Raw genomic sequence first — 26,140 nt, forward strand, 5'->3', positions numbered from 1 at the left:
ACCGGCAAACGCCCGGCCGCCCATCCGGCGCACACACGGGCGACCGCCTCGGCGCGGCCCGGTCGAGTCCGAGCCGCTCCCGCGCCCGGGCAGGCACCCCCCCCGGTGACACAGCAGTGCGCCGTGTGTCCGGTGTGTCGGCACCGGCCACACAGCGCACGTCCCTGCGGAGCTCCCCCGGCGTCTGAGCCTCCGGCCGGGGAACCTCCCGGTCACTCGCTCCGGGCCACGCGGTCAGCGCGTCCCGACCGCGGCGCGCACGGCCCGCCGGGCCAGAGCGCAGTCGTCGTGCAGCCTCCTCAGCAGCAGTCGCTGTTCCTCCCCCTGGGACAACCCCCCGGGCTGGACCGGGACCGAGCCGACCGGCGGCGCCTCTCGTATCGTGCGCTGCACCGCCGTCTCGTACGTCCGTATTTCCCGCGTCAGCACGAGCATCAGGTTCACCAGGAACGCGTCCCGCGCCGCAGGGCCCGCCGCCTGGGCGAGCTGGCTGATCTGCCGCCGCGCGACCGGGGCGTCGCCCAGCACCGCCCACAGCGTGGCCAGGTCGTACCCCGGCAGGTACCAGCCCGCGTGCTCCCAGTCGACCAGCACCGGACCGGCCGGCGACAGCAGGATGTTCGACAGCAGCGCGTCGCCGTGGCAGAACTGGCCCATGCCGCCCCGCGCCCCCGCGTGCGCCAGACCGTGCAGCAGCTTCTGCAGGTCGTCGCGGTCCCGGTCCGTGAAGAGCCCCAGCTCGTGGTAGCGGGAGATCCGCGAGGCGTAGTCCAGCGGCGCGTCGAACGTCCCGGCCGGCGGCCGCCAGGCGTTGAGCCGCGCGATCGCCCCCAGGGCGGCCCGCACATCGGCGCGGGGCGGCGCCTCGAAGGGGTGGCGGGTCAGCGCCGCCGCCCGTCCCGGCATCCGCTCGATCACCAGCGTGCAGTTGTCCGGGTCGGCGGCGATCAGCCGCGGCGCCCGCACCGGCGGGCGGTGGCGGACGAAGGTGCGGTAGGCCGCGATCTCATGACGGAGCCGCTCGGCCCAGGCGGGGGAGTGGTCCAGTAAACACTTGGCGACGGCGGTGGCCCGCCCCGTCGTCCCGACGAGCAGGACGGAGCGGCTGCTGCGCCGCATCAGCTGCACCGGGTTGAACTCCGGGCAGATCCGGTGCACCGACGCGATCGCCTTGCGCAGCTGCGCGCCCTGCGGGCCGGACAGGTCGATCCTGCCGCTGAGCGGCCCCGCCGCCGGTCCCGCCCAGCGCCGGCCCCTGCCCGCCTGCGTGGGATCCAGATACGGTCCGCTGCCGGCCGGGACGGTGCGCTGGAGCCGGGGCGGGGCGGACACGGAGGACGATGCTGTGTACATGGGCGAGACAGATCCCTTCGTGTGCCGACGAGTTACGTACGCTGCCCCGTCCCGGCAACCGGCCGACACCCTGGGGAATGAGGGCCGGTTGCCGGGGCGGGGTGGCGCTTTCCTACCTGACACCCGCGCGCCCGTGGCACACCATCTGGCGGACCCTGGCGAAGCCTGGCGAATAGTCGCCAGCCCTATGACAGCGGGCTACTGTCAACTCAGCCGAGAACCTGGGGGCTTGACGTGACCGGAGAACCCAACACCCGCCTTGCAGACCTGTTCGGCCTGGCCGGATGGTCCAAAGGAGAGCTCGCACGGCTCGTGAACCGGCAGGCGGCGGCCATGGGCCACCCGCAGCTGGCGACCGACACGTCGCGGGTCCGGCGCTGGATCGACATGGGGGAGACCCCCCGCGATCCCGTGCCCCGGGTGCTGGCAGCCCTGTTCACCGAGCGACTCGGCCGTGTCGTGACCATCGAGGACCTCGGGTTCGTACGACACGGGCGCGCCGGGAAACGGCGGGACGTCAGGAACACCGACAACCCTGACGGGCTGCCCTGGGCGCCCGAGCGTACGGCTGCGGTCCTCACCGAATTCACGGGAATGGACCTCATGCTCAACCGACGCGGCTTGATGGGCGCGGGTGCCGCGCTCACCGCAGGCTCCGTACTGACCAGCGCCATGCACGACTGGCTCCGCACCGACCCCGCACTCCCCTCCGACGCGGCCCGCGTCCCCGATCCGCTGCACGCCGACCCCGCCGGCTTCGACCGCTACGAGGCCGCCCCCATCGGCTCCCAGGAGATCGAGGCGCTGGAGCGGTCCGTCGAAGTGTTCCGTGCCTGGGACGCCGCCCGCGGCGGCGGCCTGCAGCGCAAGGCCGTGGTGGGCCAGCTCAACGAGGTGGGCGGCATGCTCGCCTACCGCCACCCCGAGCACCTCCAGCGGCGGCTGTGGGCCGTCGCCGCCAACCTCGCCGTCCTGGCGGGGTGGATGTCCCACGACGTGGGCCTGGAACCCACCGCCCAGAAGTACTTCGTGATCGCCGCGCACGCGGCCCGCGAGGGCGGCGACCGGCCCCGCGCCGGTGAGGCGCTGTCCCGTGCCGCCCGGCAGATGGTCCACCTGGGCCGCCCCGACGAGGCCCTGGACCTGATGAAGCTCGCCCGGGCCGGCTCGGGCGACGAGATGCTGCCCCGTACGCACGCCATGCTGCACACCATCGAAGCCTGGGCACAGGCGGCGATGGGCCGCGGCCAGGCCATGCGCCGCACCCTCGGCGAGGCCGAGGAGCTCTTCGTCTCCGACAAGAGCGACGTGCCGCCGCCCAGCTGGATGCAGACCTTCAAGAAGGAAGACCTGTACGGCATGCAGGCCCTCGCCTACCGCACCCTCGCCGAGCACGAGCCGGGGGCCGCCAAGCAGGCCCAGCACTTCGCGCAGAAGGCGCTCGCCCTGCGGGTCGACGGCCGTCAGCGGTCGAAGATCTTCGACTACCTGTCGATGGCGTCGGCGTGCTTCATCGCCGACGACCCGGAGCAGGCCGACCGGTACGCCAGGCTCGCCCTAATGTCGATGGGGGAGACCTCCTCGCAGCGCACCTGGGACCGGCTGCGTGAGATGTACCGGCTCACCGGGCAGTACGCGGGTTACACGAAGATCGAGGATCTGCGCGAGGAGATCCAGCTCGCCATGCCCAAGCAGACGACCAGGAAGTCCCGCGACCACCGGATCTGACGAGGGCCGGCACCATCCGGCCCGGCCCTGCACACCCTTCACCCACTTCGCTGAACGTCCGCCGCCCCGCGCCCAGCACGGACATGGACGCGGTGTCCCACGACGCGCCCCACCACCGCACACAGGCCCACGACGACGTGGTCCTGCTCCCGCGGCCTCGCCCTATGGCGTGATCCTCTCCGACCGGTCGCCGATCCGGGCGACCATGACACAGGCGTCGTCCTCCCGCGGGCAGGCGCCGAACTCCTCCACCACCGACCGTACGCACTCCTGCGCATCGCGCGCCCGGGCGAACCGCGGTGCCAGACCCAGCAGCCTGTCCGTGCCCCCCGCGCCGAACGGGTCCGCACCCGCACCGCGGGTGAGCCCGTCCGTGTGCAGGACCAGCACGTCGCCGGGCAGCAGCCGCACTTCGGTCTGCTCGTACGACGTCCGGGGCGTCGCCCCGAGCATCAGCCCCTCGGGACGCGCCAGCGCACGCCCCGTCCCGCCGCGGAACAGCAGCGGGGCGGGGTGTCCTGCCTGCGCCCAGCTGAGGGTCCCGGTCGCCGGGCTGTACCTGCAGCACACGGCGCTGCCCAGCGCGGGCTGCGCGGACGCCTCCAGCAGCCGGTTGAGGTGCTCCATCAGCGGCCCCGGGCTGATCCCGGCCACCGCCATGCCGCGCAGGGCGCCCAGCAGCATCGCCATGGACGACGTCGCCGACACGCCGTGCCCGGTCAGGTCGCCTACGGTCAGCAGGGCGTCCCCGTCGGGCAGTTCCAGGGCGTCGTACCAGTTGCCGCCGATCATCGCGCTGGACTCGGACGGCAGGTAGTGGCCGGCCAGGTCGAGGGCCGCGGGGCCGCCGTGCGGGAAGCGCAGCGAGCCGCGCCACGGCGGCAGGACCGCCTCCTGGAGCTCCACCGCCATCCGGTGCTCGGTCTGCTCGATGTCATGGCGGCGCCGGAGCGACTCACGGGTCTCGCGGACCGCGCGCTCACTACGGCGCAGCTCGCTGACGTCCCGCAAAACGGCCCACATGGAGGCCGTGCAGCCGTCGGAGTCCAGGACCGGTTCGCCCATCATGTGAAGCGTGCGCACCCGGCCGTCGGTGCGGACGATCCGGAACTCGCCGTCGATCGGCTTGCCGTCGATCAGACAGCCCGTCACCATCGCCGTCAGCAGGGCCTGGTCCTCGGCGAACACCACGGACGGCAGTTCGTCCAGCGACATGGGACCGCATCCGGGGGAGCGGCCGAAGATCTGGAACAGCTCGTCGGACCAGGTGACTTCGTCGGTGAGCAGGTTCCACTGCGCGCTGCCGACCCGGCTGAGCAGCGAACCGGTGCGCGGCGGCTCGTCCGGCGACGCCCGGTGGGGCTCCTCGGCCGGCCGCGTGCCCTGCCCGTCGGCGGACGGCCCCTCGGGCAGCCCTTCCTTCAGCTGCCCCAACTGTGCGCCCAGGTCGTCGAGTTGGTGTACGGCCAGGTCGCACAGCGCGCGCTGCCAGCGGCCCTGGGGGTCGTCCTCGTCCACCACGGCGTCCCGGCGCACGGCGTCGACGTCTCCCCGCAGTCTGCGGGTCTGCGAGATCAGGGCGTCCACCGTGCCGCGCTCGGGCGGCTGCCCGGCGGTACGGTCCGCGAACAGATGGGACGGCATGTCGTACTCCGATACAGGCGCGGCGTGGCCAGAGTCTGAAAGAACAAGGACCGGTTACGACTGTTGCACAGCCTGCGAGGGCCTGTAAGAGCTTTGGCAACACTCGATACGGTGGTGCTCCTGGCATATGCCCCAGGCCCGTCGAAAATCAGCCAACCGTGGCCGAATCGGCGGTTCCGTGCCGGGTGGACGCGATCACGGCAGGATCGCGTCCACATAACCCCCGTCGACCCGCAGAGCGCCTCCTGTGGTCGCCGACGCCTGTGGGGAGCTGAGATAAACCACCATGTGGGCGATTTCCTCGGGCTCGATCAGCCGCTGCAGCAGTGACTGGGGCCGGTGCAGCCGCATGAACGCCCGCTGCGCCTCGTCCCACGGCAGGTCCTTGTCGACCAGCTCGTACACGAAATCTTCCACCCCACCCGTATGGGTGGGTCCCGCGATGACGGAGTTGACGGTGACCCCCGTACCGGCCGCTTCCTTGGCGAAGCCGCGGCTCACGGCGAGCAGAGCCGTCTTCGACATGCCGTAGTGGATCATCTCGGCCGGGGTGACGACCGCCGAGTCGCTGGCGATGTACTGGATCCGGCCCCACCCGCGGCGCGTCATGCCCGGCAGGTACGCACGGGTCAGCCGCACCGCCGACAGCACGTTCACCTCGAAGTACCGCCGCCACTCCGCGTCCGTGATCTCCAGCGCCGGCCGCGCCTCGAAGATGCCCAGGTTGTTCACCAGGATGTCCACCTCGGGCAGCAGCTCGACGGCGAGCTCCGCCCCCTCGTCGGTCGCCAGATCCGCCGGAACGGGCACCACCTCCGCGTCGGCAACCTCCGCGCGCAGCCGTTTCACGGCCTCCTGCACACCGTCCGGGCTGCGCCCGTTCACCGCCACCGTGGCCCCCGACCGGGCCAGCCCGGTGGCGATCGCCGCGCCGATGCCCTGGGTCGACCCCGTGACCAGCGCCGTCCTGCCTGTGAGATCCAGCCGCATCCGTCCGGTCTCCCTTCCCATGTCCCGCGTCCTGCCCGTCCGGATCCACCCGCGTCCCTGGTGCACGTGGACCGTCGGTCAGCGGGTACCCGGATCTCCCGGCGCGGTGCCGGGACACGCCGATCCGTCGGAAGGGCAGGACCGTGAGCATGGAAGCCGGCAAGAGGATCGTCGTCACCGGAGCCACCGGCAACGTCGGCACCAGCGTGGTGGCGGCACTGGCCGACGATCCGCAGATCGCATCCGTACTGGGCCTGGCGCGCAGGCTGCCCGGCTGGTCGCCGCCCAAGACGGACTGGGCGTCGGTGGACCTCGCGGAGGACACCGACCTGGTCAGGTACTTCGAAGGCGCCGACGCCGTCATCCACCTGGCCTGGGCGTTCCAGCCGACCCACGACCCGATGCGCACCTGGCGCACCAACGTCTTCGGCAGCCTCCAGGTCTTCAGGGACGTGGCCTCCGCCGGCGTGCCGGCCCTGATCCACGCCTCCTCCGTCGGCGCCTACTCGCCGGGCCCCAAGAACCGGGCGGTCGACGAGTCGTGGCCCACGCACGGCTGGCCGGAGGCCGCGTACTGCCGCGAGAAGTCGTACCTGGAGCGGGTGCTGGACTCCTTCGAGGTGCGCAACCCCGGAGTCAGGGTGGTGCGCATGCGCCCCGCCTTCCTGTTCAAGGAGGAATCGGCGAGCGAGCAGCGCCGGATCTTCGCCGGGCGCTTCGTCCCCGGGCAGCTCGCCCGCGCCAAGGCCGTCCCGTTCGTGCCGGACATCGAGGGCCTGCGGTTCCAGGCGCTGCACACCGACGACGCGGCGCAGGCCTACCGCCTCGCGATCGGGCACGACGTGGGCGGGGCGTTCAACCTCGCCGCCGAGCCGCCCATCGGTGCCGCCGAGATCGCCGAGCTGCTCGACGCGCGGGTCGTCCGCGTGCCCCGCCCGGCCGCGCGCGCCCTCCTGGCGGCGGGCTGGAACCTGCGCCTGGTCCCGGCGTCCCCGCAGCTCTTCGACGCGGTGCTGCGCCTGCCGATGCTGGACTGCACCCGGGCCCGCGTCGAACTCGGCTGGCACCCGCAGCGCAGCTCCCTGGACGCGTTCGACGAGCTGCTGCGCGGCATGCGGCGCGGCGCCGGCCTCGACACCGCTCCCCTCGCGGGCCGCAGGACGGGCTGACGCCCCACGGCGCGCGGGCGCGCCCGGTGGCGCACGCCCTCCGGCCGGATGGCCCGATCCGTCCCGTCCCCGCAGGTGAAGACACCCTCATCCGTGGGCAAGCCCTAAGGAGACGGACGACGGATCCGGCTGTCGGGCGAAAGGGGGGCCACCGTGGCGGACCGACGCCCCCGCGGCTATCAGCCCGACTGGCACCCCCGCCCGGCGACGCAGGAGTTGCTGGCGGAGGTCGAGATGATCCTCGGCCGGTACGCCGCGCAGATGCCGCTGACCATCCGGCAGATCTGGTACGCGGCGGTCGCCGACGGCGCGCTCGCCAAGCAGGAGCGGTCCTACAAGCGGCTGGTCGAGCTCCTGGCCATGGCGCGCCGCTCCGGTCGCATCTCCTGGCTCGCGATCCGCGACGACACCGACCCGCCCGCCGAACCGCGCACGTTCGACGGCCCCGACGGCTTCCGCCGGGCCGTGGCGGACGCGGTGCACGGCTACCGGCTCGACCGCCAGGCCGGTCAGGAGGCCCGCCTGGAGGTGTGGTGCGAGCCGGCCGGCCTGGTGCCCCAGCTCGCGGCCGTCACCGACCCCTGGGGCGTGCCCGTGTACGCCGGCGCGGTCTTCACGGGCCTCGCCGGCAAGCGGGCCGCCGCACGCCGGGCCGCGGCCGGCGGCCACGGCGTCGTGCGGATCATGGTGATCAGCGACTGGGACCCGGGCCGGGAGCACCTCTTCACTTCCCTCGCGGAGGACATCAAGGCCTTCGCCGCGCTCGACGCGCCCGACGTGCGCATGGACTTCGAGCACCTGGCGGTCACCGAACGGCAGATCGCCGAGCTGCGGCTGCCCGCGGCACCCGTGCGGACGGGGGAGCGGCGGCCGTTCCCCGGCGGCGCCACCACCCAGGCGGAGGCCATCCCGCCCGACGCCCTGGCCGCGCTCGTGCGCGAGGCCATCAGCCGCTGCCGCGACAGCGACGTGCTGGCAGCGGTCCTCGCCCGCGAGGACGACGAACGCCACGCCCTGCTGGAGCAGCTCGGGAGGTTCCTGCGGGACGCCTGAACGGGACGGCGGCATGCCCGGGGGCGCGGGCGGCGCGCCGGGACGCGGTGCCCGGGCGCGGGTGGGCGGGAGGCCCGCGTCACCCCGGCAGCGTCTGGGTCGTGAGGGTGAACAGTCCCCCGTCCGGATCCCGCAGGGTCGCCTCGGCGCCCGGTTCGTGGTGGACCACGGAACCGCCGTGCTCCAGCGCCGCGCGGACGCAGGCGTCGACGTCCGGCACGGGGAAGTGGACCTGCCAGCGTGGCCGGATCGTCGGATCCGGCGCGGCCTCCAGGGCGCCCGAGCTGAGCCGGGCGACGACGTGCCCGCCGCTGCGCAGGACGACCTCGTCCTCCTCGTACTCGACGTCGACGCAGCCCGGCCGCCCGCTGGCCCAGTCCAGGATCTCCCCGTAGAAGATCGCCGCCTCGAAGGCGTCGCGGGTCTGGAGCCGCACCCAGGCGGGGGCGGCGTCGCGCCAGGTCTCCCAGCCCGCCAGCAGCTGTCCCTCCCAGATGCCGAACACCGCGCCGTCCCGGTCCGCCGCGAGCGCGCCCCGGCCCACGACGAAGGAGACGGGCCCGACGGCGACCGTGCCGCTGCGCTCCCTGATCCGGGACGCCGTCTCGTCGGCGTTCTGGACGGCGAAGTACGGGGTCCAGGCGACGGCCACCTGCAGGGCCTTGGCCAGGGCGCCGATTCCGGCCACCGGCTTGCCGCGGGAGAGCGCGACGCTGAACTCCTCACCGAGCTGCGCGGGCTTGAACCGCCACCCCAGCACCGCGCCGTAGAAGTCCTGCGCGGAGTGCAGGTCGCGCGTCATCAGGCTGACCCAGCTGGGGGCGCCGAAGACCGCGTCGCCGGAGGTGGCACCCTTGGTTGCCGCCGGTTGTGTGTTCATGTGCGAAACCGCCCTGTATCGCCGTGCCGCTCTGCCCGATGTCCATCCTTGCACTGTTTGCAGAGGTAGGGACTGATTCGTCCGCCTGGTGAGGGGGTACCCGGCGGGCTCGGCGCGGGGAGCCCGCCGTTCAGCCGTTCCAGGCGTTCGGCCGTCGGCCGTCGCCGTCAGGCATCAGGCGTTCACCGGTTGACCCGTCGAGCCGGGCCATCTGGTCGGCCGACAGCGACAACCGGGCCGCCGCCGCACAGTCCCGCACGTTCCCGGCCCGGCGGGCGCCCGGAATGGGCACGACCCGGGGCGACAGGGCGAGCATCCACGCCAGGCACACCCGCTGGGGGCTCACGCCCAGCTCCCGCGCCACCTCGTGGAAGGCCGTGTGCTCCGAGCCCAGCCGGGCCGCCCCGCCCATGCCGCCCAGCGGGCTCCACGGCAGGAACGCCAGCCCCAGCCGGTCGCACAGCTCCAGCTCGCGCAGGCTGCCGCGGAAGGCGGGGGAGAACTGGTTCTGCACGGCGACGAGCCGGTCGCCGAGGATCGAGCGGGCCAGCCGGATCTGCTCCGGATCCGCGTTGGAGATCCCCGCCGCCCGGATCTTGCCCGCGTCGCAGAGGTCCTTCAGCGCGCCGATCGACTCCTCGTACGGGACGGCCGGGTCCGGGCGGTGGTACTGGTACAGCCCGATCGCCTCCACTCCGAGCCGGCGCAGCGAGAGCTCCACGGCACGGCGCAGATGTCCGGGTGAGCCGTCCAGCGCCCACGAGCCGTCCGCGGGCCGCGTGTGGCCGCCCTTGGTGGCGACCAGCACGTGCGCGGTGTCACCGCCGTAGGCCGCCAGGGCCTTCGCGATGAGGGACTCGTTGTGCCCCGGGTCGCGGGCGTCCAGGTGGTACGCGTCGGCCGTGTCGATCAGGGTGATGCCCGCGTCCAGCGCCGCGTGCAGGGTCTCGACCGCCTGTCGCTCGTCCGGCCGCCCCTCGACCGACAGGGGCATGGCACCGAAGCCGATGGCGCTCACCCGCGCCTCTCCGATGCGGCGGGCGGGCAGGGCGGTGGGTCGGGTCCGTGTCTCAGTCACCGCTCCAGCCTCCGTGCGCGGCCGTGCCGCCGTCCAACACCGGCTGGTGATGGCAGCCATCACTCCGGGCGATCGCCGCCGTCCGGGGGCGTCGGGCCGAGGGAGGCCAGCAGGGCCCGTGCCGCCGCCGGCGGGCGCCCGTCCGCGGCCCGGGCCACGGACACCTCCCAGGTAATGCCGCCGGCCATATCCAGGCAGTGCAAGCCCCTGGCCTGCTCCTTGCCGGCGGCCGAACGCGGCAGCAGCGCGATCCCGGCCCCGCGCCCCACCACCTCCAGGACCTTGTGCACGTCGTCGAGCTGCATGCCGACCGTCCGCGGAATGCCGCGCGCCGCGAACGCCGCGTCGGCGACCTGCCGGGAGCCCCAGTGCGGGTGCAGCTCCACGAAGACCTCGTCCGCCAGCTCCTCCGGCGCCACCGGCTGCCGCCGGTCCGCCAGGGGGTGCCCCGCCGCGCACAGCACGACCATGGGCTCCCGGGCCAGCACCCGGAGCCGCACCCCCTCCGCCTCCGGCCCGCCCGTCCCGGTGCCGCCCGCGCCCGCCACGAACGCCAGGTCCAGCCGGCCGCGCCGCAGCCGCTCCAGCAGCACCGCCGAGCCGTCCTGCTCCACCCGTACCTCCACGGCAGGATGCCGCGCCCCGAACGCGACGAGCACGCCGAGCGGGTCCACCGCGCCCATGCACTGCTCCGTGCCCACCGTCAGCGTGCCGCCGACCACGCCCCGCACCGCGGCCACCGCCTCCCGGGCCGCTGCCGCGCTGCGCAGCGTGCGCCGCGCCTCGCCGAGCAGGGCCTGCCCGGCTGCGGTGAGCTCCACCCCGCGTGCGGTGCGCCGGAACAGTTCGGCCCCGAGCTCGCGCTCCAGCGCCCGTACCGACGAGGACAGCCCGGACTGCGCCAGGTGCAGCCGCGCGGCCGCCCGGGTGACGTTGCGCTCCTCCGCGACGGCCACGAAGTGCTCCAGATGCCTGAGCTCCACGTTCCGCAGTCTAGGTACTCACCCCCGGGATGAAGTTGGTGTGTACCTGACGCTACAGTGCGGTGCCCGATCAAGCGTTCGGGAAGGGTGGGGTATGAACGCGCAACTGAGGGAAAGGGCCACCGAGTTGGCCGCGGTGCTGTGGCGGGAGCACACCGTGTACCGCGACCGGTCCGGGGGAGTGGTCATCCGCGGCGAGCACGTCCAGCGCTGGATCACGCTCGCCCCCTCCGGCGGACGGGACGAGATCCTGCTGCGCGCCGGCCGGATCCTCGACGGCGGCACCACCGCCCCGGCCCGCTCCGAGGCGGTCATGCCGCTCTCCGCCGGTACGGCGGAGCTCGCCGCGGCGTGCCGCCGCCTGCTCGCCGACACGGCCGCCGACGCCTCGCCGCAGACCGCCGCCGCCGGACGCACGCGGACCCCGGGCAGGGCGGCGAAGGCGTCCGGGGCCCCCAAGCCGCCCAAGGCGCGCCGCAAGGCCGCCCCGGCCGCCGGTGCGTCCCGCCGGCCCCGCCGCCAGGGTGCGCGGCGCCACACGAGCCTCGGTTCCTGGGCCGTGCTGGCCTGCACGGCGGCCGTGGTCGCGTACTACCTGCACAGCCTCGGTCTGTTCACCGGCTGAGCCGCCGGTGGCCGGGCGGACGGCGTCCGGTCACCGCCGTCCCCGGACCCGGCCCCACGCCTGCCGCGACACCCGCGCCAGGTACCAGCGCTCCTCGTACAGCAGCCGGCCGACGAGCGAGCCGCCGAACACCACGAAACCGACCCCGACGAGCCAGGACTGGACGACCAGCATGGTGCCGACGGGGCCGTACGTCACCGTGTTCGACGCGATCAGCGGGGAGAAGACCAGCCGGGAGAAGCCCCGCAGCCCCGCCAGCCCGATCACCGTGGCCACCGCGCCGGGCAGCAGGGCCCTCCACGGCAGCCGGCCGCCCAGCAGCAGCCGCTGCGACCACCAGAAGAAGAGCACCGCGCTCACCACGGCGACGGTGGCCCGCCAGGCCAGGTCCCCCGCGTCGACCGGGCGCGTCGCCACATGCGCGGACAGCAGCAGGTACCCGATGAGGGCGGCGAGCCACACCAGGTGACGCCACATCGTGTGCCAGCGCGCCGCGGGCAGCTCCCAGACCTTCTCGTAGCCCGTCTGGACGACCCCGCCGAACGTCACGCCGAACACCGCCAGCGCGGCGATGCCGAACCCCGTCGTCGACTCCAGCGCCCTGCCCGGCGCGGCGAACAGCCGCCGCACCTCCGCCTCCGAGGACGCCGCCACCCCGAGTCCGTCCGAGAGCCACTCCGCGAACCCCTCGCCGTTCGCCGGGTCGGCGGCCGCGACCACGATGAGCAGCGGCACCAGGGTCAGCAGCCCGAGCGCCGCGAACCCCATGGACCGGTGCATCAGCTCCAGCTCGTTGCCCCGCCGCCAGCCACGCCCCGCGGCCGAACCGTGGAAGGCGGCGTACAGCCGGCCGAACCACCACAGCCGGCCCTCGGCGCCGGAAGACTTCTCGGGCATGCCATGTCGCATACCCCTCAGGCGACCGCCCCCGCGGCCACGGGCGGAGGAGACCCCGAATGGACGCCTGCGCCCCCCACTGTCGCCGCACCGCCTTTCGTGGTGCACTTGAGGGCAGGAGCTGGGCTGATGAAGGTGCGACGAACGCCGGGACCCGCCGGCACGGGGATGGCCGTGGCGGTCTGCGCGGCCTTGGCCGCCGGCCTGTACGGCTGCTCGTCCGCGGAGCCGTCCCGGCCGAGCAGCCCGCCCGCCACCGAGACGTCCCCGTCACTGCCGGCCGGTGTCTCCCCCTTCACCGGACTCCCGTCCCGCCCCGGCACTCCGGTCCTCGCCGTCAAGATCGACAACGTGGTCCCGGCGCGCCCGCACACCGGCCTGGGGGCGGCGGACCTCGTCTACGTCGAGCGGGTCGAGGCCGGGCAGAGCCGTATCCTCGCGGTCTTCTCCTCCCGGCAGCCGCCGACCGTGGGGCCGGTGCGCAGCGCCCGCGAGTCCGACCTGGAGCTGCTGCGGCAGTTCGGCCGGCCCGCGCTGGCGTACTCGGGCTCCCAGGCGGCCCTCCGGCCGCTGATCGACGCCGCTCCGGTGTTCCCCCTCACGCCGGGCGACGCCCCGGGGGCCTACTTCCGCGGCAGTGATCGCCCCGCTCCGCACAATCTCTACCTGCGCCCCGAGCGCGCGCTGGCCGCCGCGCCCGCCGCCGACAAGGCCCGGGACATCGGGTTCCGCTTCGGGGCCGCGCCGGCCGGCGGCCGGGACGTCAACGAGCACACGGTCCGCTTCCCGGCGGCGCGCTTCACCTTCACCTGGTCGGACCGCGCCGCGCGGTGGCAGGTGGCCATGGACGGCACGCCCGCCCGGACCACGGACGGCGGCCGCGTGGGCGCCGCGACCGTCGTCGTGCAGAACGTCGAGATACGGCCCTCGAAGTTCCGCGACCGCTCCGGTTCCGTCTCCCCGTACACGCGGACCGTCGGCTCGGGCACGGCACTGGTGCTGCGCGACGGCAAGGCGTACGACGCCCGCTGGAGCCGTACGGCGCCCGAGGGCGGCACCACCTTCACCACGCCGGCGGGGGAGCGCCTCAACTTCGCGGCCGGGCAGGTGTGGGTCCTGCTGACCGCCGCCCGGTGACGGCGGTCGCGGGAAGCCGCGGCGGGCGGTTCAGCCGCGGCGACGGCGGGTCAGCACCACGCCCAGGAGCACCATGCCGAGCCCCAGGACGAAGTGCAGCCAGTTGTCGGCCGTGTTGACGGGGATGAAGTTGGCGCTGCTGTCGTGGTCGATGAACAGCCCGTACAGCCACAGCGCCAGGTAGACGAGACCGCCGCCGATGAGGAACGCGCGGGCGGTGGACACGGCCCGGGCCATGATGACGCCCGCGAGGCCGAAGAGCAGGTGCACGAGGTTGTGCAGGATCGACACCTGGAAGACGCCCAGCAGCTTGGCTCCCGAGTGGTGCTCGGCGAACTTCATGGAGTCGTACTCGGTGGTGATGCCGGGGATGAAGCCCAGGAGGGCCACCAGCAGGAAGACCAGGCCCACGAGGAGCGCGGCCTGCTGGACCGGGCTGCGGGGCGTCGATGCCGACCGGGGTGCTCTGCTCATGGTGGAACCTCCAGTTCTGTGCGGTGCTCGGGGAGGGCCCGCGGCGGCCGGGTACCCCGCGGCCGCGGACTCAGCCCCGCTGGTCGTCGCCGGGGTCGGGCTCGCCCAGGCGCCGGCGGTCCTCCTCGGTCCACTTGGCGGTGTCGCGGGGTTCGACGTACGGCTCCTCGTCCTCGGGGTGGCCCCCGTCGATCGCCCGCTGGCGGGAGAGCTCCGCGTCGAACTCCAGGCCGAGCAGGATCGCCAGGTTGGTGATCCACAGCCAGATCAGGAAGACGATCACACCGGCGAGGGTGCCGTAGGTCTTGTTGTACGACCCGAAGTTCGCCACGTACAGCGCGAAGCCGCCGGAGGCGAGGAGCCAGATGACCAGCGCGAGCAGGCTCCCGGGCGTCACCCAGCGGAATCCCCGGCCCTTGGCGTTGGGCGCCGCCCAGTACAGGAGCGCGATCATGGTCGTGACGAGCAGGACGAGGACCGGCCACTTCGCGATCGACCACACGGTCATCGCGGTGTCGCCGATGCCGAGGGCGGTGCCGGCCCGCTGCGCCAGCGTGCCGGTGAAGACCACGATGAGCGCGCTCACGCAGGCCATGATCATCAGCGTGACGGTGAGGGCCAGGCGCAGCGGCATCACCTTCCACACCGGCCGGCCCTCGGGCAGGTCGTAGACCGCGTTGGAGGCGCGGATGAACGCGGCGATGTACCCCGAGGCCGACCACACGGCCACCAGCAGACCGACGACGGCCATCAGGGAGCCGACCCCCGCGGAGCCCTGCAACTGCTGCACCGCGTTGGTGATGACGTCCCGGGCGGCGCCGGGTGCGAAGTTCTGCAGGTTGTCCAGCACCTGCTGGGTGACCGACTTGCCCGCGAGGCCGAGCAGCGAGACGAGGACCAGCAGACCGGGGAAGAGGGAGAGCACCCCGTAGTACGTCAGGGCCGCGGCGCGGTCGCCGAGCTCGTCGTCCTTGAACTCCTTGAGCGTCCGCCGCAGCACCGCTCCCCACGACCGCTTGGGCATCTCGGAGAGCTGGTCGGGAGCGTTCCGCTCGACCTCGGGGTCGGGTCCGGGGGCGTCGCCGCCCCGGGAGTCCGACCGGTCCTGCTGGTGCCTCTTCGTCATCCGTGCCATGGCACGGCGGGTATCCCCGCACAGGGCGTTTCAACCCTTCCCCGGTGCTGTCCTCGGCGCTTGCCCGGTGCGGCGCCCGGCGCCCCGCCCAGCGCCTTCTCCGGACGGCCGGATCCCCGGCGGGCCTGGGGGTGCCCGGGGCCCCGCGGGGCCGGAGTCCACGGGCTCCGGCGGTCCCGCGGGTACTCGCCCTCCATGGCCCGCGCCGGACCTGCCGGCCAGGTGCCCGCGTCCGGCTCCTCCGTGTCGCCGCCCGGGCCGGACCGGGCGGAGTCCGCCGTTCCCCACGGCGGCCGCCGATATCCCCGGACGCCCCGGATCATGGCCCCGTACACTCGTCCCCGGCTTCCCGCAGCGGCGGGGTCAGCGGCCAACACGCTCCTTCGGAAAGGTGTTTCGACATGGACTCCGCGGTGCGGGGAGATGCCCCGATCTACGACAGACTGATAGCGGAACGAGGGGACGTCCCCACCGACGTGCGGCGCGTGGCCGAGGAGACCCTCACCCAGGTGACCCGCGCGATGGACTTCAGCGGCGTGGGCGCTGCGCCGGGGTACGTCCGCATGCCCTTCCCGCCCGCTCCGGCGGGCTGAGCCCGGCCACGGCGAGGTGTCCGCACCGTGCCGGGCCCACCCGGCGCCGGTGTGCGGGCCCACCCCGTCAGCGGGCGCTCCGTGAGCTCCCTCACCCGTTCGGGCCTTCCGGCCTGTTAGGTACGCGGCCGACCGGGTACCTCTGCGCGGACTGGACGGCACCGGCGCGGGACGAGGGTGAGGGGTCACATGGAGATCGGCTACAAGCTGGCGGCAGAGTCGTTCGGGCCTGCCGAACTGGTGCGGCAGGCGGTCCTCGCGGAAGAGGCGGGCTTCGACTTCGTCGAGATCAGCGACCACTTCCACCCCTGGCTGGACAACCAGGGGCACTCGCCGTTCGCCTGGAGCGTGCTCGGCAGCATCGCCGCCAGGACCACGCAGATCGGACTGGCGACCGGCGTGACCTGTCCGACCGTGCGCTACCACCCGGCCGTCATCGCCCAGGCCGCCGCGACGCTCGCACTGCTGTCGGACGGCCGGTTCGTCCTCGGTGTCGGATCCGGCGAGAGGCTCAACGAACACGTGGTCGGCACCGGCTTCCCGGACGCCGTCAGCACGCGGCACGCCATGCTCCGCGAGGCCCTGGAGATCATCCGGCTGCTGTGGCGCGGCGGATACCGCTCGTACAAGGGCACGTACCTGAGCATGGACGACGCCCGGATCTTCGACCTGCCCGAGGAGCCGCCCCTCATCGCCGTGGCGGCGAGCGGTGCCGCGTCGACGAAGGTGGCCGCCGAACTGGGTGACGCACTGTTCGCCACCGAGGACAAGCCGGACATCGTGCGCCAGTACCGGGAAGCCGGGGGCGGCGGACCGCGGTACGCGGAGGTCCCGATGGCCTGGGCACCGGACGAGCACACCGCGGCCCGCGCCGCACTGGAGACCTCCCGCTGGGCGGTGACGGGGTGGAAGGTGATGAGTGAGCTGCCCAACCCGGTCAACTTCGAGGCCGCCACCACGACCGTCCGCGAGGAGGACATCCTCGCCAAGTTCGCCTGCGGCAACGACCCCGAGCGGTACGAGGAGGTCGCGCAGGGCTTCGTCGACGCGGGCTTCGACCGGCTGGTGATGCAGAACGCCGGTCCCGACCCGGACGGTTTCATCGACTTCTACCGGCGCGAACTCGACTCCCGGCTGCGCCGGCTGAAGCCGGACGGCGAAACCCCCTGAGCCCGGCCTGAGTCGAGGGTTGTCAACTTTTCCGGCGGCGGGCTATATAAGAAGCCGTAGGGCATCGCACGCAGTCTGAGAAAGGGGAGTGACCTGTGATGCTCATGCGTACTGACGCTTTCCGCCGCCCCGGCCGGAGGGGCCGGACCGCCCGGCCGGCGCCGGACAGCGCGGTGCACCTGGCGGTCGTGCCCGCGGACGCCCGCCGCGGCGACGAGGACGCCGTCGCCCTGCCCGTACCGTCCGGCCTGCCCCGCCTCGCCGGCGCCGGCACGCAATGCGGTGGGGCCTCCGGCATCCTGACCGTTCCGGCCCTGCGCCGGCCCGTCGGTCCGCCGGCCCCGGAGAAGGCCGAGCCCTTGAGAACCACGGTCACCGGCGGTGGCTCACCCCGCCGCATCGCCGCCTGACCACGCAACCCGGGCTTGTTCCTTCGACGAGAAAGGTCACTCCTGCACCGATGCTCACCACTGTTCCGGCCACCCGCCCGCAGGCGACCCTGTCGTACGGCGAACTGGTCGACCACGTGCAGCGCAACGGTCTGTACACCACCCGGGCGCAGGCGGAGTCCGTCACCCGCAGCGTGCTGGCGGAGCTCGGCCGCCAGGTGACCGGCGACGAGCGGGTCGAACTCGCCCAGCGCCTCCCCGAGGAGGCGGCGCGCGAGTTCGCCTCCCAGATCCCCGCCACCACGGTGCTCACCGGCTTCGGATTCGTCCAGCACATCGCCGCCCGGACCGGCACCAGTCTCGGCGCCGCGCGCTGGGACACCGGCTCGGTCCTGCGCGCCGTCGCCCGCGTCGCCGGGCCCGACCTCCTCGGCCGCCTCCTCGGCCGGCTCCCCGACGGTTACGCCCTGCTGTTCGGCCAGGCCCAGCTGACCCGGCCGCAGGCCGCCTGACGCGCCGCGGGCCCGGCCGTCGTCCCCCCGGGGTGACGGCCGGGCCCGGTGACGGCCCGCGGGGGTCCGGTCAGTCCTCGACGGCGGCCAGTACGTCACCGAGGTCCACGAAGGTGAAGCCGGTGCCGGTGCGGTCCCCGTCCGCCGGGGTCTCGTGGCCGTCCTGGACGACGAGGAGGCCGTTCGGGTACTTCGCACCGAGCGGGGCGCTCAGCGCCGCCGCGCCGTCGCACTCCTCCGACCCGTCGAGGGTGGCCGAGGCCGCCGTGACGCGGAAGCCCGCCTCGTACTCGTTGGCGTCCTCCAGCTCGCGGTCGTAGAGCGCGAAGGTGTCGTCGCCTTGGCTGGAGGCGAGCAGGTACCCGTCACCGCCGGACTCCGTGAGCAGCGTCAGCCCCTCGACGTCGGCCGACACGTGGTCACCTCCGAACCCGGGGTCGGCGCCCGCGGCGCACTCCTCGGTCTCCGCGTCGTACACCGCCGGAACCCCGTACTCGCGGACCCGGTCGATCAGACGGGGGGCCGAGGTGAGGTCGGCGCGCATGCGCCAGATGCCGACGTCCTCCTGGCCGGCGTAGAGCATGCCGCTGGCCGGGTCGACCACCATGCCCTCGACCTGGGGGAGTTCACCGGGCTCGGCGCACGGCGCCCAGGACGAGCCGTCGGGGAGGCGGAAGGAGGCGGGCAGGTCCAGGGTGCGGACCTTGCGGTACCCCACCGTGCCGCCGGCGGCGGCCGTCAGCTCCAGCAGCGCGATGCTCGTCCGCTCGCGGCGGCTGACGAGGGCGTAGGAACGCCCGGTCGCCCGGTCGGTCCAGGTGGCGAGGCCGTAGGCGGTCCGCTGCTCGTCGATCTCGCTCTGGCCGGCCGAGAAGACGGGCGGGGCGGCGGGGTCGGTGATGTCGACCAGCGGCCCGCCGGGCGCGTCACGGTCGATCCGGTGGATGCGCAGCCGGTCGTTGCCGCGGTCGGTGGTGACGGCGAGGTCGGCGCGGCCCGTGGGGAGCTTCAGGCCGTGGACGAGGTCGACGTTGTTGAACCGGCCGCCCGCCGGCGCGGAGATCGACTGGACCGGGCGGGCGTCGAGGTCGTAGACCCGCAGTCCGCCCTCCTTGGCGGTGGCGACGACCAGACTGCGCCCGGGATCGGCCGCGTTGCGCCAGATGGCGGGGTCGTCGGCGTCGGCGTTGCCGCCCGCCTCGTCGTCGTACAGCGCCGGCGTCTCCGCCCGGGGCGTGACACCGGGCAGCGCCGCGGTGCCTGTGCCGAGGGCCTGCGCCGGTACGGCCACGGCGAGTGCCGCGAGCGCGGTGGCGGAGGCGAGGACGGCATGCCGGGTACGACGGGTCGTGGTCACGCAAGGGCTCCTTCTGGCAGGGGACATGGCGACTGACGGGTACGTGCGACGCCGACGAGGAGCCTGAGCCCCCGCGGCGACGCCCGGTCGTCGGCCCCCTGATCAGGGCATGTACATGGCGTGAACGGCGACGGCGTGAGGGTGCCCCCGGGACCGGGGTCCGGAGGTGCACGGCGCCTGCCCCTGTGACGTCCGGGCCCGCGGGCGGGGCCTGCCGGTGTCCGCTCGCCGTCCGGCGGACACCCGGCTGCCGGCCGGGCGCTGCCGGGAGGCCCGTCCCCCGGCGGCCACCCGCGGGTCAGGGCCGGGACGGCCCGCTCACGGCACCGGCCGCCGCGCGTCGTACCGTGCGAACCCGCGCCACCGCAGGGCCAGCAGGGACACCGCGACCACGCACGCGACACCGCCCCCGGTCACCGCCACGGTCGGCGCGGTCAGCTCGGCGACCGACCCGGCGAGGAAGTCGCCGAGCCGGGGGCCGCCCGCGACGACCACGATGAAGACCCCCTGCAGCCGCCCGCGCATCTCGTCGGGCACCGCCGCCTGCAGCATGGTGTTGCGGAACACCATGCTCACCGTGTCGGCGAACCCCGCGAGCGCGAGGAAGAAGACCCCCAGCCACAGGTTGCGCGTCAGCCCGAAGACCGCGATGGCCGTCCCCCAGGACGCCACCGCCAGCAGGACCGCGAGCCCGTGCCGCCGGACCCGGCTCTGCCAGCCGGAGAACACCCCGCCCAGCAGCGCCCCCAGGGCGGGCGCGGCGACGAGCAGCCCGGTGGTGCGGGCGTCACCGCCGTACCAGACGACGGCGACCGCCGGCAGCAGCGCCCGCGGATGGGCGAGGACCATCGCGCACAGGTCGGAGAAGAACGTCATCCGCAGGTTCGGGCGGGTCCCCAGGAAGCGCAGCCCGTCGAGGACGGAGGCGCGCCGGGTGTCGCCCTTCCCGCGGTCGGGGAGCATGGCCGGCAGCCGCCACATCGCGTACAGGGCGGCGCCGAAGGTGACGGCGTCGATGAGGTAGGCGGCCCGGTAGCCCCACAGACCGACGATGAAACCGCCGAGCATGGGCCCGATCAGGAGGCCGGACGTCGTCGTCATCGAGCCGAGCGCGTTGGCCGCGGGGAGCTGCTCGGGCGGCAGCAGCCTGGGGATCATGGAGCTGCGCGCGGGTGCGTTGAGCGCCTGGCACACCGCTTGCAGGGCGACGATCCCGTACAGGAACCCGACGTGGTGGAAGCCCGCGAACGCCGCCGCGGCGAGCGCCGCCGAGAGGGCGGCCGAACCGGTGGCGCTGCCGAGGCCCAGCTTGCGCCGGTCGACGGTGTCGGCGACGGCCCCGCCGTACAGGCCGAAGACCAGCAGCGGGACCAAGGAGAACAGGCCCACCAGACCGACGGAGAACGTGGAGCCGGTGAGGTCGTACACCTGGAGCGAGATCGCCAGGGTCGTCATGCCCTGGCCGATCCACGAGACGGTGTTGCCGAACCACAGCCGCCGGAAGTGGGGCGACGTCCGCAGGGGAGTGAGGTCGGCGAGGATCCGGCGGCGTACGGCGGGCGGCGCCGGGGTCACGGCGCACCGGCGGCGGTGGGGCGGGCGGATCCAGGTGCGGGGCGAGTGCATCTGTGTATCGGCATCCGAGCAGCATAGGTGCAGCGCACACGCACTGGGCCGGTTGACCTTCAAGCCGCTTGAACACCCACAATCGCGCCCATGGACGACACCGACTCCCCCTCTGAGGACACCGCCGGACTGCTCGGCATCGGCGCCTTCGCGCGCCGGGTGGGCCTGGCGCCGAGCGCCCTGCGCTTCTACGACGACTGCGGCGTACTGCACCCGGCATACGTGGACGACACGACGGGCTACCGCTATTACGCGCCCGATCAGGAACGGCGCGCCTCCCTGGTGCGCCGCCTCCGGGAGGCCGGCGTCCCGCTGACGGACGCGTCGGTGGTTCTCGACGGGCCGCGGGACGAAGCCCGCGCCGTCCTGGAGGCTCACGCCCGTACGGCACGGGAGACGGCCGCCGCCGCGCGGTCGGCGCTCCAGGAGGTCCTTGACGAGCTGGCGGGCGGCCCACGCGCCACCGCGGCCCGGGTCGGGGGAGCGGAACTGGCCAGCGCGGTAAGGCAGGTGGCCCCTGCCGCGGCCGGGGCGGCGGTACGGGAGGAGTTCCCCGCACTGGGCTGCGTCCTGCTCGAACTCGACGGCCCCGAGGTCCGGTTGGTGGCCACGGACCGCTACCGCCTGGCCGTCCGCACCTTGCGGTCCCGGGCGGGTGAGGGGCGCCCCCGCCATGTCCTGGTCGACGCCCGGGAGATGCGGGAGGCCGCGGCGTGGGCCGTCCTGCGGCCGGAGGTCACCATCGAGGCGGACGGGCAGGGCGCACGGCTGCGCAGCGCTTCCGCGGCCAGGGAACTGCCGGACCTCGCGGGGGCGTTCCCCGAATACCGCATGATCCTGGAGGGACTGCCCGTCCCCCGCGCGCGGCTGATCGCCGACCGCACCGCACTGCGCACGGCGATCGCCGAGGACGTACGGAGCGGTCCGGTCGCCCTGCACTCGGACGGACGCCACCTCACGCTCTCGGCGCCCGGTCTGGCCGAGCGGCCGCAACCGGCCCTCTGCACCGGGCAGCCGCTGCGCGTCTCCTTCGACCCCGAGGTGCTGCTGCCTGCCCTCGACGCCGGTGTCGGGCCCGACGTGCTGCTGGAGATCTCCGAGCCGGCGCAGCCCGTGGTGGTCCGCTCCGCGGACCAGGGCAGCTTCACCACCTTGGTCATGCCGGTCCGGCACACCGCGGAGCAGCAGCGATGACGGCCGACGGGCACGCGCGGAGCGGGAACGACGAAAGGCCCGGGAGCCGCGGGGCCGTGGACGCCGGCGGCCACGTGGTCCAGCTGTGCGCGCGGGGCATGCGGGCCGAGGCCGAGGGCCGGGACGCCGAGGCGCGCTCGCTGTTCCAGCGGGCCTGGGAAAGCGCCGCGGACGACTACGAGGCCTGCGTCGCCGCCCACTACCTGGCCCGGCACCAGCCGACCCCCGAGGACACGCTGCACTGGAACCAGGAGTCCCTCGCCCGCGCCGGCCTGGTGGCCGACGACCGCGTCAGGGGCTACTACCCGTCCCTGCACCTGAACCTGGCGAAGGCCCACCGGGACCTCGGCAGGACCGGCCGCGCACGGGACCACTTCCGGCGGGCGGCCGAGCATGCCCACGACCTGCCGCCCGGGCCGTACGGCGACGTGCTGCGCTTCGCGATCGCCGACGGATTGCGCGGCACCGGCGCCGCCGCGGTGCGGCCGGCGGACGGCCTCGTCGACGGCCTGGTCGCCGGCTGGTGCGCCCGCGGCGATCTCCGGGCGCTCGCCCTGGTCCTGCCGCCCTGTTTGGGAGACCTCGGCACGGAGGAGGACCGCACCCGGCTGGTCACGGCGCTGCACCTGGTCCACGCCGGCCGGTGGCTGCCCGCGGGAGAGCAGGAGGCCCTCGGCCGGGCCGTCGCCGCCGTCGGCTGACGGAAGCACAGCCCGACCCGGAAGGAACGATTCAGCAGGAACGTCGCAGCGGTCCCGTTCAGCCCTGAGCGCCGAAGACCTGCGTCCACCACGGCCCGCCGGACTGCTCGTGGATCCCGATCCCGATCTCCTTGAACGAGCAGTTGAGTATGTTCGCCCGGTGGCCCGAACTGTTCATCCAGGAGTCCATCACCTGGTCGGGCGTCTGTTGCCCGCGGGCTATGTTCTCGCCGTACGTGCTCCACGCGTACCCGGCCGCGGTGACCCGTTCCCCAGGGCCCTCGCCGTCCGGGTTGGTGTGGTCGAAGAAGTCCCGGGCGGCCATGTCCGCCGAGTGACGCTGCGCCGCCGTGTCCAGACGGCTGTTCTGCCGTACGGGCCCGCAACCGCTCTTCGCCCGCTCGGAGTTGACCAGCTCCGTGACGCGCTGGGCGAAGGAGGAGCCGGTGGCGGGCGCCTGCGGTGTGGCGGGGGCCTGCCGGGGGACGGTCCGCTCCACGGTCCTGCTCGGTGTGGGCTTCGGGGTCGGCGACGCCTTCTTGCTCGGCGACACCGACGGGCTGGGCTTGGGGGAGGGGGAGGCCGACACCGACGCCGACGGCGACGCGGTGGAGGCGGACGGCGACGCGGTGAGCGGCGCCGCGGGGAGGGACGACTCCGGTGCCGCCCCGGACTGGGTGACGACGGTGTCCCCGCCCTCGCCCGGGGACAGGGTGGACAGCGCCACGACGCCGCCTCCGCCCAGCAGCAGCGTGACGCCTCCCACCACGGCCACCCGCCGCCGGCGGGACTGCCGGGCCTGCTCGCGCCGCCGTTCCGTGCGGGGCCGGGGCACCAGCGGAACCTGCGACGTGGCAGACCCGGCGGCGTCTCCCGCCGGCACCGCATCGCCGAGCCACCCGCCCTGCCCGCCGCTGCCGAGGTGACCGTCCGCGTCCGCCGGCGTCGCCAGGGTGTCGTGCGCCGCCGGCGCGGCGCCGATGTTCTGCGCCCGCATGCCCGCCCAGGCCGACAGCGCGGCGCTCACCGGCAGCAGCCCCAGACCCACGAGCAGGCCCTCGGCCGGGACCAGCCCGCTCTCGTAGCCCGAGCAGACCGTGCAGTCGCGGGTGTGCCGGGCGATCCGCTTGCGCCACAGCGCCGACGGGACTCCGTCCCACGCGCCCAGCACGTCGTCGAGCAGCACACAGCGCGGTACCGCGGACAACGCCCGGACGACCAGCCGCGCCGTCTCCAGCTGCGCCTTCATGCGCTGCACGCGTACCGCGGTGTGCTGGGGCGACAGCTCCATCGCGGCGGCCACCTCGGCGCGGGTCAGCTCGCCGGCCGCCTCCAGCCACCACAGCGACAGCAGTGACCGGTCGTCGGCATCCAGCCACCGGGTCGCCTCGGCGACCTCCCGGCGCTGCCCGGACAGGCCCAGCCGCAGGATGGTCAGATCCGCGAAGTCCGCGCCGGGATCGGCGACGTCGTGCGCGTCGCGGACGTCGCCGCCGGCGTCGAAGGCGTACTGGGAGGCCTGCCAGTGGCTGCGGATCCGGTTCATCGCGATGGCCACCAGCCAGGACCGGAAGCTGCCGGGATCGCGCAGGCCGCCCAGCCCGCGCAGGGCCCCGATCATGGTCTCCTGCACCACGTCGTCGACATCGGCGTGGCCGTTCAGCGCCCGGCCCACGATGTTGTAGACGAGGGGGAGGTAAGCGGCGACGAGCTTGTCCTGCGCCCACAGCTCCCCGGCCTGGGCCGCCCTGATCACTGCGGCTTCCCGCTCGAGATCCACCATTTGACCACTTTCCTCCCCGGGGTTTCCCCCGTGCGACCTGTCCTGTCCACCAAGGAGATACGAGCGGGGCGGCCGCGATAACAGAAACCGGCTGCGATGATGTCAAACGTTTCTCCGGCCGGTGGAGGCCGGTGCTCCCCGGGGGCTCGCGCAGCGGGCGCCCGGGTCGCGGAGCCGGGTGCGGCGTCGTAGACCTGAGGACATGAGCGAAGAGAAGACCTCATGGCACCCGGGGGAGATCGTGCCGGCCGGCGGCATCCACGCCTGCGACTGCGGCGCCGGGCACCACTGGAGCACGGACGTGAAGGGACGCCGCTTCCCGCCCCTGCCCGGCGGCTGCACCGGCGCTTCCTGGTCCCCTGAGGACCGACGCGCATCCCGACGCCTGACGGGCCGCGCCACCGGCACGGCACGGGCCGGCAGCCCCCGGGGTCAGGCCGGCGCGGAGGGTGGCGTGATGGCGACCAGTTCGACCTCGAACCCGTCGTCGTTCTCCAGGTAGGCGGCGTAGTGCCGGTCGCCGCCGGCGTACGGATGCCGTTCGGGGAACAGCAGCCGCCACCCGTGCCGCGTCGCCTCGGCGGTCAGCGCGTCGACGGCCGCGGCGTTCTCGACGTGGAAGGCCAGGTGGTTCAGGCCGGGCCGGTGGCGGTCGTGACGCTCGGCGGTGAGCGCCGGCGACTCCTCGACCACCAGGTACGTCGGCCCCAGCCGCCAGCTCCGGCCCGCTGCCCAGCTCTGGAAGGGGGCGTACCCCAGCGCCTCCAGCAGCCACCCGAACGAGGCGAGCGCGCGGGGGAGGTCCGGCACCCACAACTCGACGTGGTGCAGCGAGCCGTGCGCGGGCCGGCTCATGCCGCCACCCCCGTGGTGCGACCGGCCCGGCCGGCGCGGGTCCCGCCGCACCGCGTGCGCCTGCGGAGCGCTGCGTCGGTGGGGTGGGGCCGGGTGTGCCTGCGGGGTCCTGCGTCGGTGGGGTGGCGCCGGGTGCGCCGACGGGACTCTGTTTCCGCCGGGCAGCGCCGGGCGCGCTCACAGGACCCTGCCCTCGTCGGGCGGCGGTCCCGGGCGCGACCCCCGATGCCGGCTTCGTCGAGCACGCGCGTGCCTTCCCGGCCGGCGCCCGCGGCGCACGGCCCCCTCGGTGGACTTCTGTCGATACCCGGGACGGTATCCCGGTGGCGCGCCTCGTCGCGTCCCGGCTCGGCATCCGCCGGCGTATCCGCCGGTCCCATGCCCGTCGTCCCCCTGCGCCCGAGCCGCTGCCGTTCCCTGCTCGCAAGGCGGGAGCTCATGCGGACGTGAGGTCAAGGCTGCCACCGCGATGTACGCCCACGAGCAGCAGGCCGGCCCGTCGAACCAGCCCACGTCCACCAACGCGTTCCTGAACGGGAACACCTACCACGTCCCGGACCACAGCAAGGCCTCCGGGATGCACGTCATCGACATGCGCATGCACATGAACTTCGGCGACGCCCGGAACGCGTTCCACAACGGCACCTACACCGACGCGGTCACCGGTGACACCCGGGTCGTCACCGACGGCACGCTCTCCGTCGCCGCGCCCGGGAAGGGCAACCTGCGGGTCTACGTCCTGGGCGGCACCGGCCGGATCGGCACGGCGGGTCCGTACCTGAAGTAGCGCGCCTGCTCCGCCCACGGCGCCGGC

24 protein-coding genes and 1 pseudogene are annotated in these 26,140 nt (G+C 74.1%); 12 read left to right on the forward strand and 13 right to left on the reverse strand.

Annotation, left to right across the window (positions count from 1 at the left end; genetic code table 11):
• Positions 1 to 234: 234 nt before the first annotated feature.
• Positions 235 to 1,353, reverse strand: coding sequence for an aminoglycoside phosphotransferase family protein (locus ACIA79_RS11885; RefSeq protein ID WP_399428048.1), 1,119 nt, complete (start codon positions 1,351 to 1,353; stop codon positions 235 to 237).
• 234 nt (positions 1,354 to 1,587) lie between these two features.
• Here ACIA79_RS11885 and ACIA79_RS11890 point away from each other — a divergent pair, with 234 nt between their 5' ends.
• Positions 1,588 to 3,081: a hypothetical protein gene (locus ACIA79_RS11890; protein ID WP_399428049.1), complete on the forward strand. Its 1,494-nt coding sequence runs from the start codon at positions 1,588 to 1,590 to the stop codon at positions 3,079 to 3,081.
• Positions 3,082 to 3,243: 162 nt separating this feature from the next.
• Here the strand turns inward: ACIA79_RS11890 and ACIA79_RS11895 are convergent, their stop codons facing one another.
• Complete coding sequence (locus tag ACIA79_RS11895) at positions 3,244 to 4,725, reverse strand: PP2C family protein-serine/threonine phosphatase (protein ID WP_399428050.1); 1,482 nt, start codon at positions 4,723 to 4,725, stop codon at positions 3,244 to 3,246.
• A gap of 195 nt (positions 4,726 to 4,920) precedes the next feature.
• Positions 4,921 to 5,715 carry an SDR family NAD(P)-dependent oxidoreductase gene (locus ACIA79_RS11900; protein ID WP_399428051.1) on the reverse strand — a complete coding sequence of 265 codons (795 nt, stop codon included), beginning with the start codon at positions 5,713 to 5,715 and terminating at the stop codon, positions 4,921 to 4,923.
• Positions 5,716 to 5,858: 143 nt separating this feature from the next.
• On the opposite strand from ACIA79_RS11900, the gene ACIA79_RS11905 reads away from it, so the two are divergent.
• On the forward strand, positions 5,859 to 6,884 hold the full coding sequence (locus ACIA79_RS11905; RefSeq protein ID WP_399428052.1) for an NAD-dependent epimerase/dehydratase family protein: 1,026 nt from the start codon (positions 5,859 to 5,861) through the stop codon (positions 6,882 to 6,884).
• 153 nt (positions 6,885 to 7,037) lie between these two features.
• Entirely contained in the window at positions 7,038 to 7,937 is a 900-nt protein-coding gene (locus ACIA79_RS11910; protein ID WP_399428053.1) for a hypothetical protein, read from the forward strand.
• A gap of 79 nt (positions 7,938 to 8,016) precedes the next feature.
• On the opposite strand, the gene ACIA79_RS11915 is transcribed toward ACIA79_RS11910, so the two are convergent.
• The 3 genes from ACIA79_RS11915 to ACIA79_RS11925 all read right to left on the reverse strand — a co-directional run bounded on the left by ACIA79_RS11915 (position 8,017) and on the right by ACIA79_RS11925 (position 10,878).
• Positions 8,017 to 8,817 carry a VOC family protein gene (locus ACIA79_RS11915; protein ID WP_399428054.1) on the reverse strand — a complete coding sequence of 267 codons (801 nt, stop codon included), beginning with the start codon at positions 8,815 to 8,817 and terminating at the stop codon, positions 8,017 to 8,019.
• Between the two features lie 130 nt (positions 8,818 to 8,947).
• Positions 8,948 to 9,865, reverse strand: coding sequence for an aldo/keto reductase (locus tag ACIA79_RS11920; RefSeq protein ID WP_399428124.1), 918 nt, complete (start codon positions 9,863 to 9,865; stop codon positions 8,948 to 8,950).
• 89 nt (positions 9,866 to 9,954) lie between these two features.
• Positions 9,955 to 10,878 carry a LysR family transcriptional regulator gene (locus ACIA79_RS11925; protein WP_399428055.1) on the reverse strand — a complete coding sequence of 308 codons (924 nt, stop codon included), beginning with the start codon at positions 10,876 to 10,878 and terminating at the stop codon, positions 9,955 to 9,957.
• Positions 10,879 to 10,972: 94 nt separating this feature from the next.
• On the opposite strand from ACIA79_RS11925, the gene ACIA79_RS11930 reads away from it, so the two are divergent.
• Positions 10,973 to 11,503: a hypothetical protein gene (locus ACIA79_RS11930; RefSeq protein WP_399428056.1), complete on the forward strand. Its 531-nt coding sequence runs from the start codon at positions 10,973 to 10,975 to the stop codon at positions 11,501 to 11,503.
• Positions 11,504 to 11,533: 30 nt separating this feature from the next.
• Here ACIA79_RS11930 and ACIA79_RS11935 read toward each other — a convergent pair whose 3' ends face one another.
• A complete protein-coding gene (locus ACIA79_RS11935; protein WP_399428057.1) occupies positions 11,534 to 12,400 on the reverse strand; it encodes a ribonuclease BN in 867 nt (288 codons plus the stop codon).
• Between the two features lie 129 nt (positions 12,401 to 12,529).
• On the opposite strand from ACIA79_RS11935, the gene ACIA79_RS11940 reads away from it, so the two are divergent.
• On the forward strand, positions 12,530 to 13,537 hold the full coding sequence (locus ACIA79_RS11940) for a DUF3048 domain-containing protein (RefSeq protein ID WP_399428058.1): 1,008 nt from the start codon (positions 12,530 to 12,532) through the stop codon (positions 13,535 to 13,537).
• Between the two features lie 30 nt (positions 13,538 to 13,567).
• On the opposite strand, the gene ACIA79_RS11945 is transcribed toward ACIA79_RS11940, so the two are convergent.
• Together ACIA79_RS11945 and ACIA79_RS11950 are read right to left on the reverse strand one after the other, a co-directional pair.
• A complete protein-coding gene (locus ACIA79_RS11945; protein ID WP_399428059.1) occupies positions 13,568 to 14,011 on the reverse strand; it encodes a DUF4383 domain-containing protein in 444 nt (147 codons plus the stop codon).
• A gap of 70 nt (positions 14,012 to 14,081) precedes the next feature.
• Entirely contained in the window at positions 14,082 to 15,146 is a 1,065-nt protein-coding gene (locus ACIA79_RS11950) for a YihY/virulence factor BrkB family protein (protein ID WP_399428060.1), read from the reverse strand.
• Positions 15,147 to 15,547: 401 nt separating this feature from the next.
• Between ACIA79_RS11950 and ACIA79_RS11955 the strand changes: the two genes are divergently transcribed.
• From ACIA79_RS11955 to ACIA79_RS11970, 4 genes are all read left to right on the forward strand, one after another.
• Complete coding sequence (locus ACIA79_RS11955) at positions 15,548 to 15,739, forward strand: hypothetical protein (RefSeq protein ID WP_399428061.1); 192 nt, start codon at positions 15,548 to 15,550, stop codon at positions 15,737 to 15,739.
• Positions 15,740 to 15,928: 189 nt separating this feature from the next.
• Positions 15,929 to 16,909, forward strand: coding sequence for a TIGR03557 family F420-dependent LLM class oxidoreductase (locus ACIA79_RS11960; RefSeq protein WP_399428063.1), 981 nt, complete (start codon positions 15,929 to 15,931; stop codon positions 16,907 to 16,909).
• Between the two features lie 104 nt (positions 16,910 to 17,013).
• On the forward strand, positions 17,014 to 17,319 hold the full coding sequence (locus ACIA79_RS11965) for a hypothetical protein (protein ID WP_399428065.1): 306 nt from the start codon (positions 17,014 to 17,016) through the stop codon (positions 17,317 to 17,319).
• A gap of 50 nt (positions 17,320 to 17,369) precedes the next feature.
• Entirely contained in the window at positions 17,370 to 17,810 is a 441-nt protein-coding gene (locus ACIA79_RS11970; protein WP_399428066.1) for a DUF2267 domain-containing protein, read from the forward strand.
• Positions 17,811 to 17,880: 70 nt separating this feature from the next.
• Here the strand turns inward: ACIA79_RS11970 and ACIA79_RS11975 are convergent, their stop codons facing one another.
• Positions 17,881 to 19,194 (reverse strand): phytase, encoded by a 1,314-nt coding sequence (locus tag ACIA79_RS11975; RefSeq protein ID WP_399428067.1) that lies wholly within the window; start codon positions 19,192 to 19,194, stop codon positions 17,881 to 17,883.
• A gap of 291 nt (positions 19,195 to 19,485) precedes the next feature.
• Positions 19,486 to 20,793, reverse strand: a complete 1,308-nt coding sequence (locus ACIA79_RS11980) for an MFS transporter (RefSeq protein WP_399428068.1) — start codon at positions 20,791 to 20,793, stop codon at positions 19,486 to 19,488.
• A gap of 90 nt (positions 20,794 to 20,883) precedes the next feature.
• Between ACIA79_RS11980 and ACIA79_RS11985 the strand changes: the two genes are divergently transcribed.
• Positions 20,884 to 21,987: a MerR family transcriptional regulator gene (locus tag ACIA79_RS11985; protein WP_399428069.1), complete on the forward strand. Its 1,104-nt coding sequence runs from the start codon at positions 20,884 to 20,886 to the stop codon at positions 21,985 to 21,987.
• Positions 21,988 to 22,043: 56 nt separating this feature from the next.
• Positions 22,044 to 22,688, forward strand: coding sequence for a hypothetical protein (locus ACIA79_RS11990; protein WP_399428070.1), 645 nt, complete (start codon positions 22,044 to 22,046; stop codon positions 22,686 to 22,688).
• Positions 22,689 to 22,746: 58 nt separating this feature from the next.
• Here ACIA79_RS11990 and ACIA79_RS11995 read toward each other — a convergent pair whose 3' ends face one another.
• Positions 22,747 to 24,468, reverse strand: coding sequence for a sigma-70 family RNA polymerase sigma factor (locus ACIA79_RS11995; protein WP_399428125.1), 1,722 nt, complete (start codon positions 24,466 to 24,468; stop codon positions 22,747 to 22,749).
• A gap of 435 nt (positions 24,469 to 24,903) precedes the next feature.
• On the reverse strand, positions 24,904 to 25,326 hold the full coding sequence (locus ACIA79_RS12000) for a VOC family protein (RefSeq protein ID WP_399428071.1): 423 nt from the start codon (positions 25,324 to 25,326) through the stop codon (positions 24,904 to 24,906).
• Positions 25,327 to 25,774: 448 nt separating this feature from the next.
• On the opposite strand from ACIA79_RS12000, the pseudogene ACIA79_RS12005 reads away from it, so the two are divergent.
• Positions 25,775 to 26,113: pseudogene (locus ACIA79_RS12005) on the forward strand (hypothetical protein); the annotation flags it as partial.
• Between the last annotated feature and the right edge of the window lie 27 nt (positions 26,114 to 26,140).

The sequence above is a fragment of the Streptomyces sp. NPDC051310 genome, from assembly GCF_044455245.1.
Classification (GTDB): Bacteria; Actinomycetota; Actinomycetes; order Streptomycetales; family Streptomycetaceae; genus Streptomyces.

Excerpts from the sequence above, each read along its gene's own strand:
- ACIA79_RS11985 (WP_399428069.1), top strand. The coding sequence starts at position 20,884 with ATGGACGACACCGACTCCCCCTCTGAGGACACCGCCGGACTGCTCGGC.
- ACIA79_RS11915 (WP_399428054.1), bottom strand. The coding sequence starts at position 8,817 with ATGAACACACAACCGGCGGCAACCAAGGGTGCCACCTCCGGCGACGCG.
- ACIA79_RS11970 (WP_399428066.1), top strand. The coding sequence starts at position 17,370 with ATGCTCACCACTGTTCCGGCCACCCGCCCGCAGGCGACCCTGTCGTAC.
- ACIA79_RS11935 (WP_399428057.1), bottom strand. The coding sequence starts at position 12,400 with ATGCCCGAGAAGTCTTCCGGCGCCGAGGGCCGGCTGTGGTGGTTCGGC.
- ACIA79_RS11965 (WP_399428065.1), top strand. The coding sequence starts at position 17,014 with ATGCGTACTGACGCTTTCCGCCGCCCCGGCCGGAGGGGCCGGACCGCC.
- ACIA79_RS11885 (WP_399428048.1), bottom strand. The coding sequence starts at position 1,353 with ATGTACACAGCATCGTCCTCCGTGTCCGCCCCGCCCCGGCTCCAGCGC.
- ACIA79_RS11955 (WP_399428061.1), top strand. The coding sequence starts at position 15,548 with ATGGACTCCGCGGTGCGGGGAGATGCCCCGATCTACGACAGACTGATA.
- ACIA79_RS12000 (WP_399428071.1), bottom strand. The coding sequence starts at position 25,326 with ATGAGCCGGCCCGCGCACGGCTCGCTGCACCACGTCGAGTTGTGGGTG.
- ACIA79_RS11950 (WP_399428060.1), bottom strand. The coding sequence starts at position 15,146 with ATGGCACGGATGACGAAGAGGCACCAGCAGGACCGGTCGGACTCCCGG.
- ACIA79_RS11900 (WP_399428051.1), bottom strand. The coding sequence starts at position 5,715 with ATGCGGCTGGATCTCACAGGCAGGACGGCGCTGGTCACGGGGTCGACC.
- ACIA79_RS11895 (WP_399428050.1), bottom strand. The coding sequence starts at position 4,725 with ATGCCGTCCCATCTGTTCGCGGACCGTACCGCCGGGCAGCCGCCCGAG.
- ACIA79_RS11940 (WP_399428058.1), top strand. The coding sequence starts at position 12,530 with ATGAAGGTGCGACGAACGCCGGGACCCGCCGGCACGGGGATGGCCGTG.
- ACIA79_RS11960 (WP_399428063.1), top strand. The coding sequence starts at position 15,929 with ATGGAGATCGGCTACAAGCTGGCGGCAGAGTCGTTCGGGCCTGCCGAA.
- ACIA79_RS11945 (WP_399428059.1), bottom strand. The coding sequence starts at position 14,011 with ATGAGCAGAGCACCCCGGTCGGCATCGACGCCCCGCAGCCCGGTCCAG.
- ACIA79_RS11980 (WP_399428068.1), bottom strand. The coding sequence starts at position 20,793 with ATGCACTCGCCCCGCACCTGGATCCGCCCGCCCCACCGCCGCCGGTGC.
- ACIA79_RS11930 (WP_399428056.1), top strand. The coding sequence starts at position 10,973 with ATGAACGCGCAACTGAGGGAAAGGGCCACCGAGTTGGCCGCGGTGCTG.
- ACIA79_RS11975 (WP_399428067.1), bottom strand. The coding sequence starts at position 19,194 with ATGTCCCCTGCCAGAAGGAGCCCTTGCGTGACCACGACCCGTCGTACC.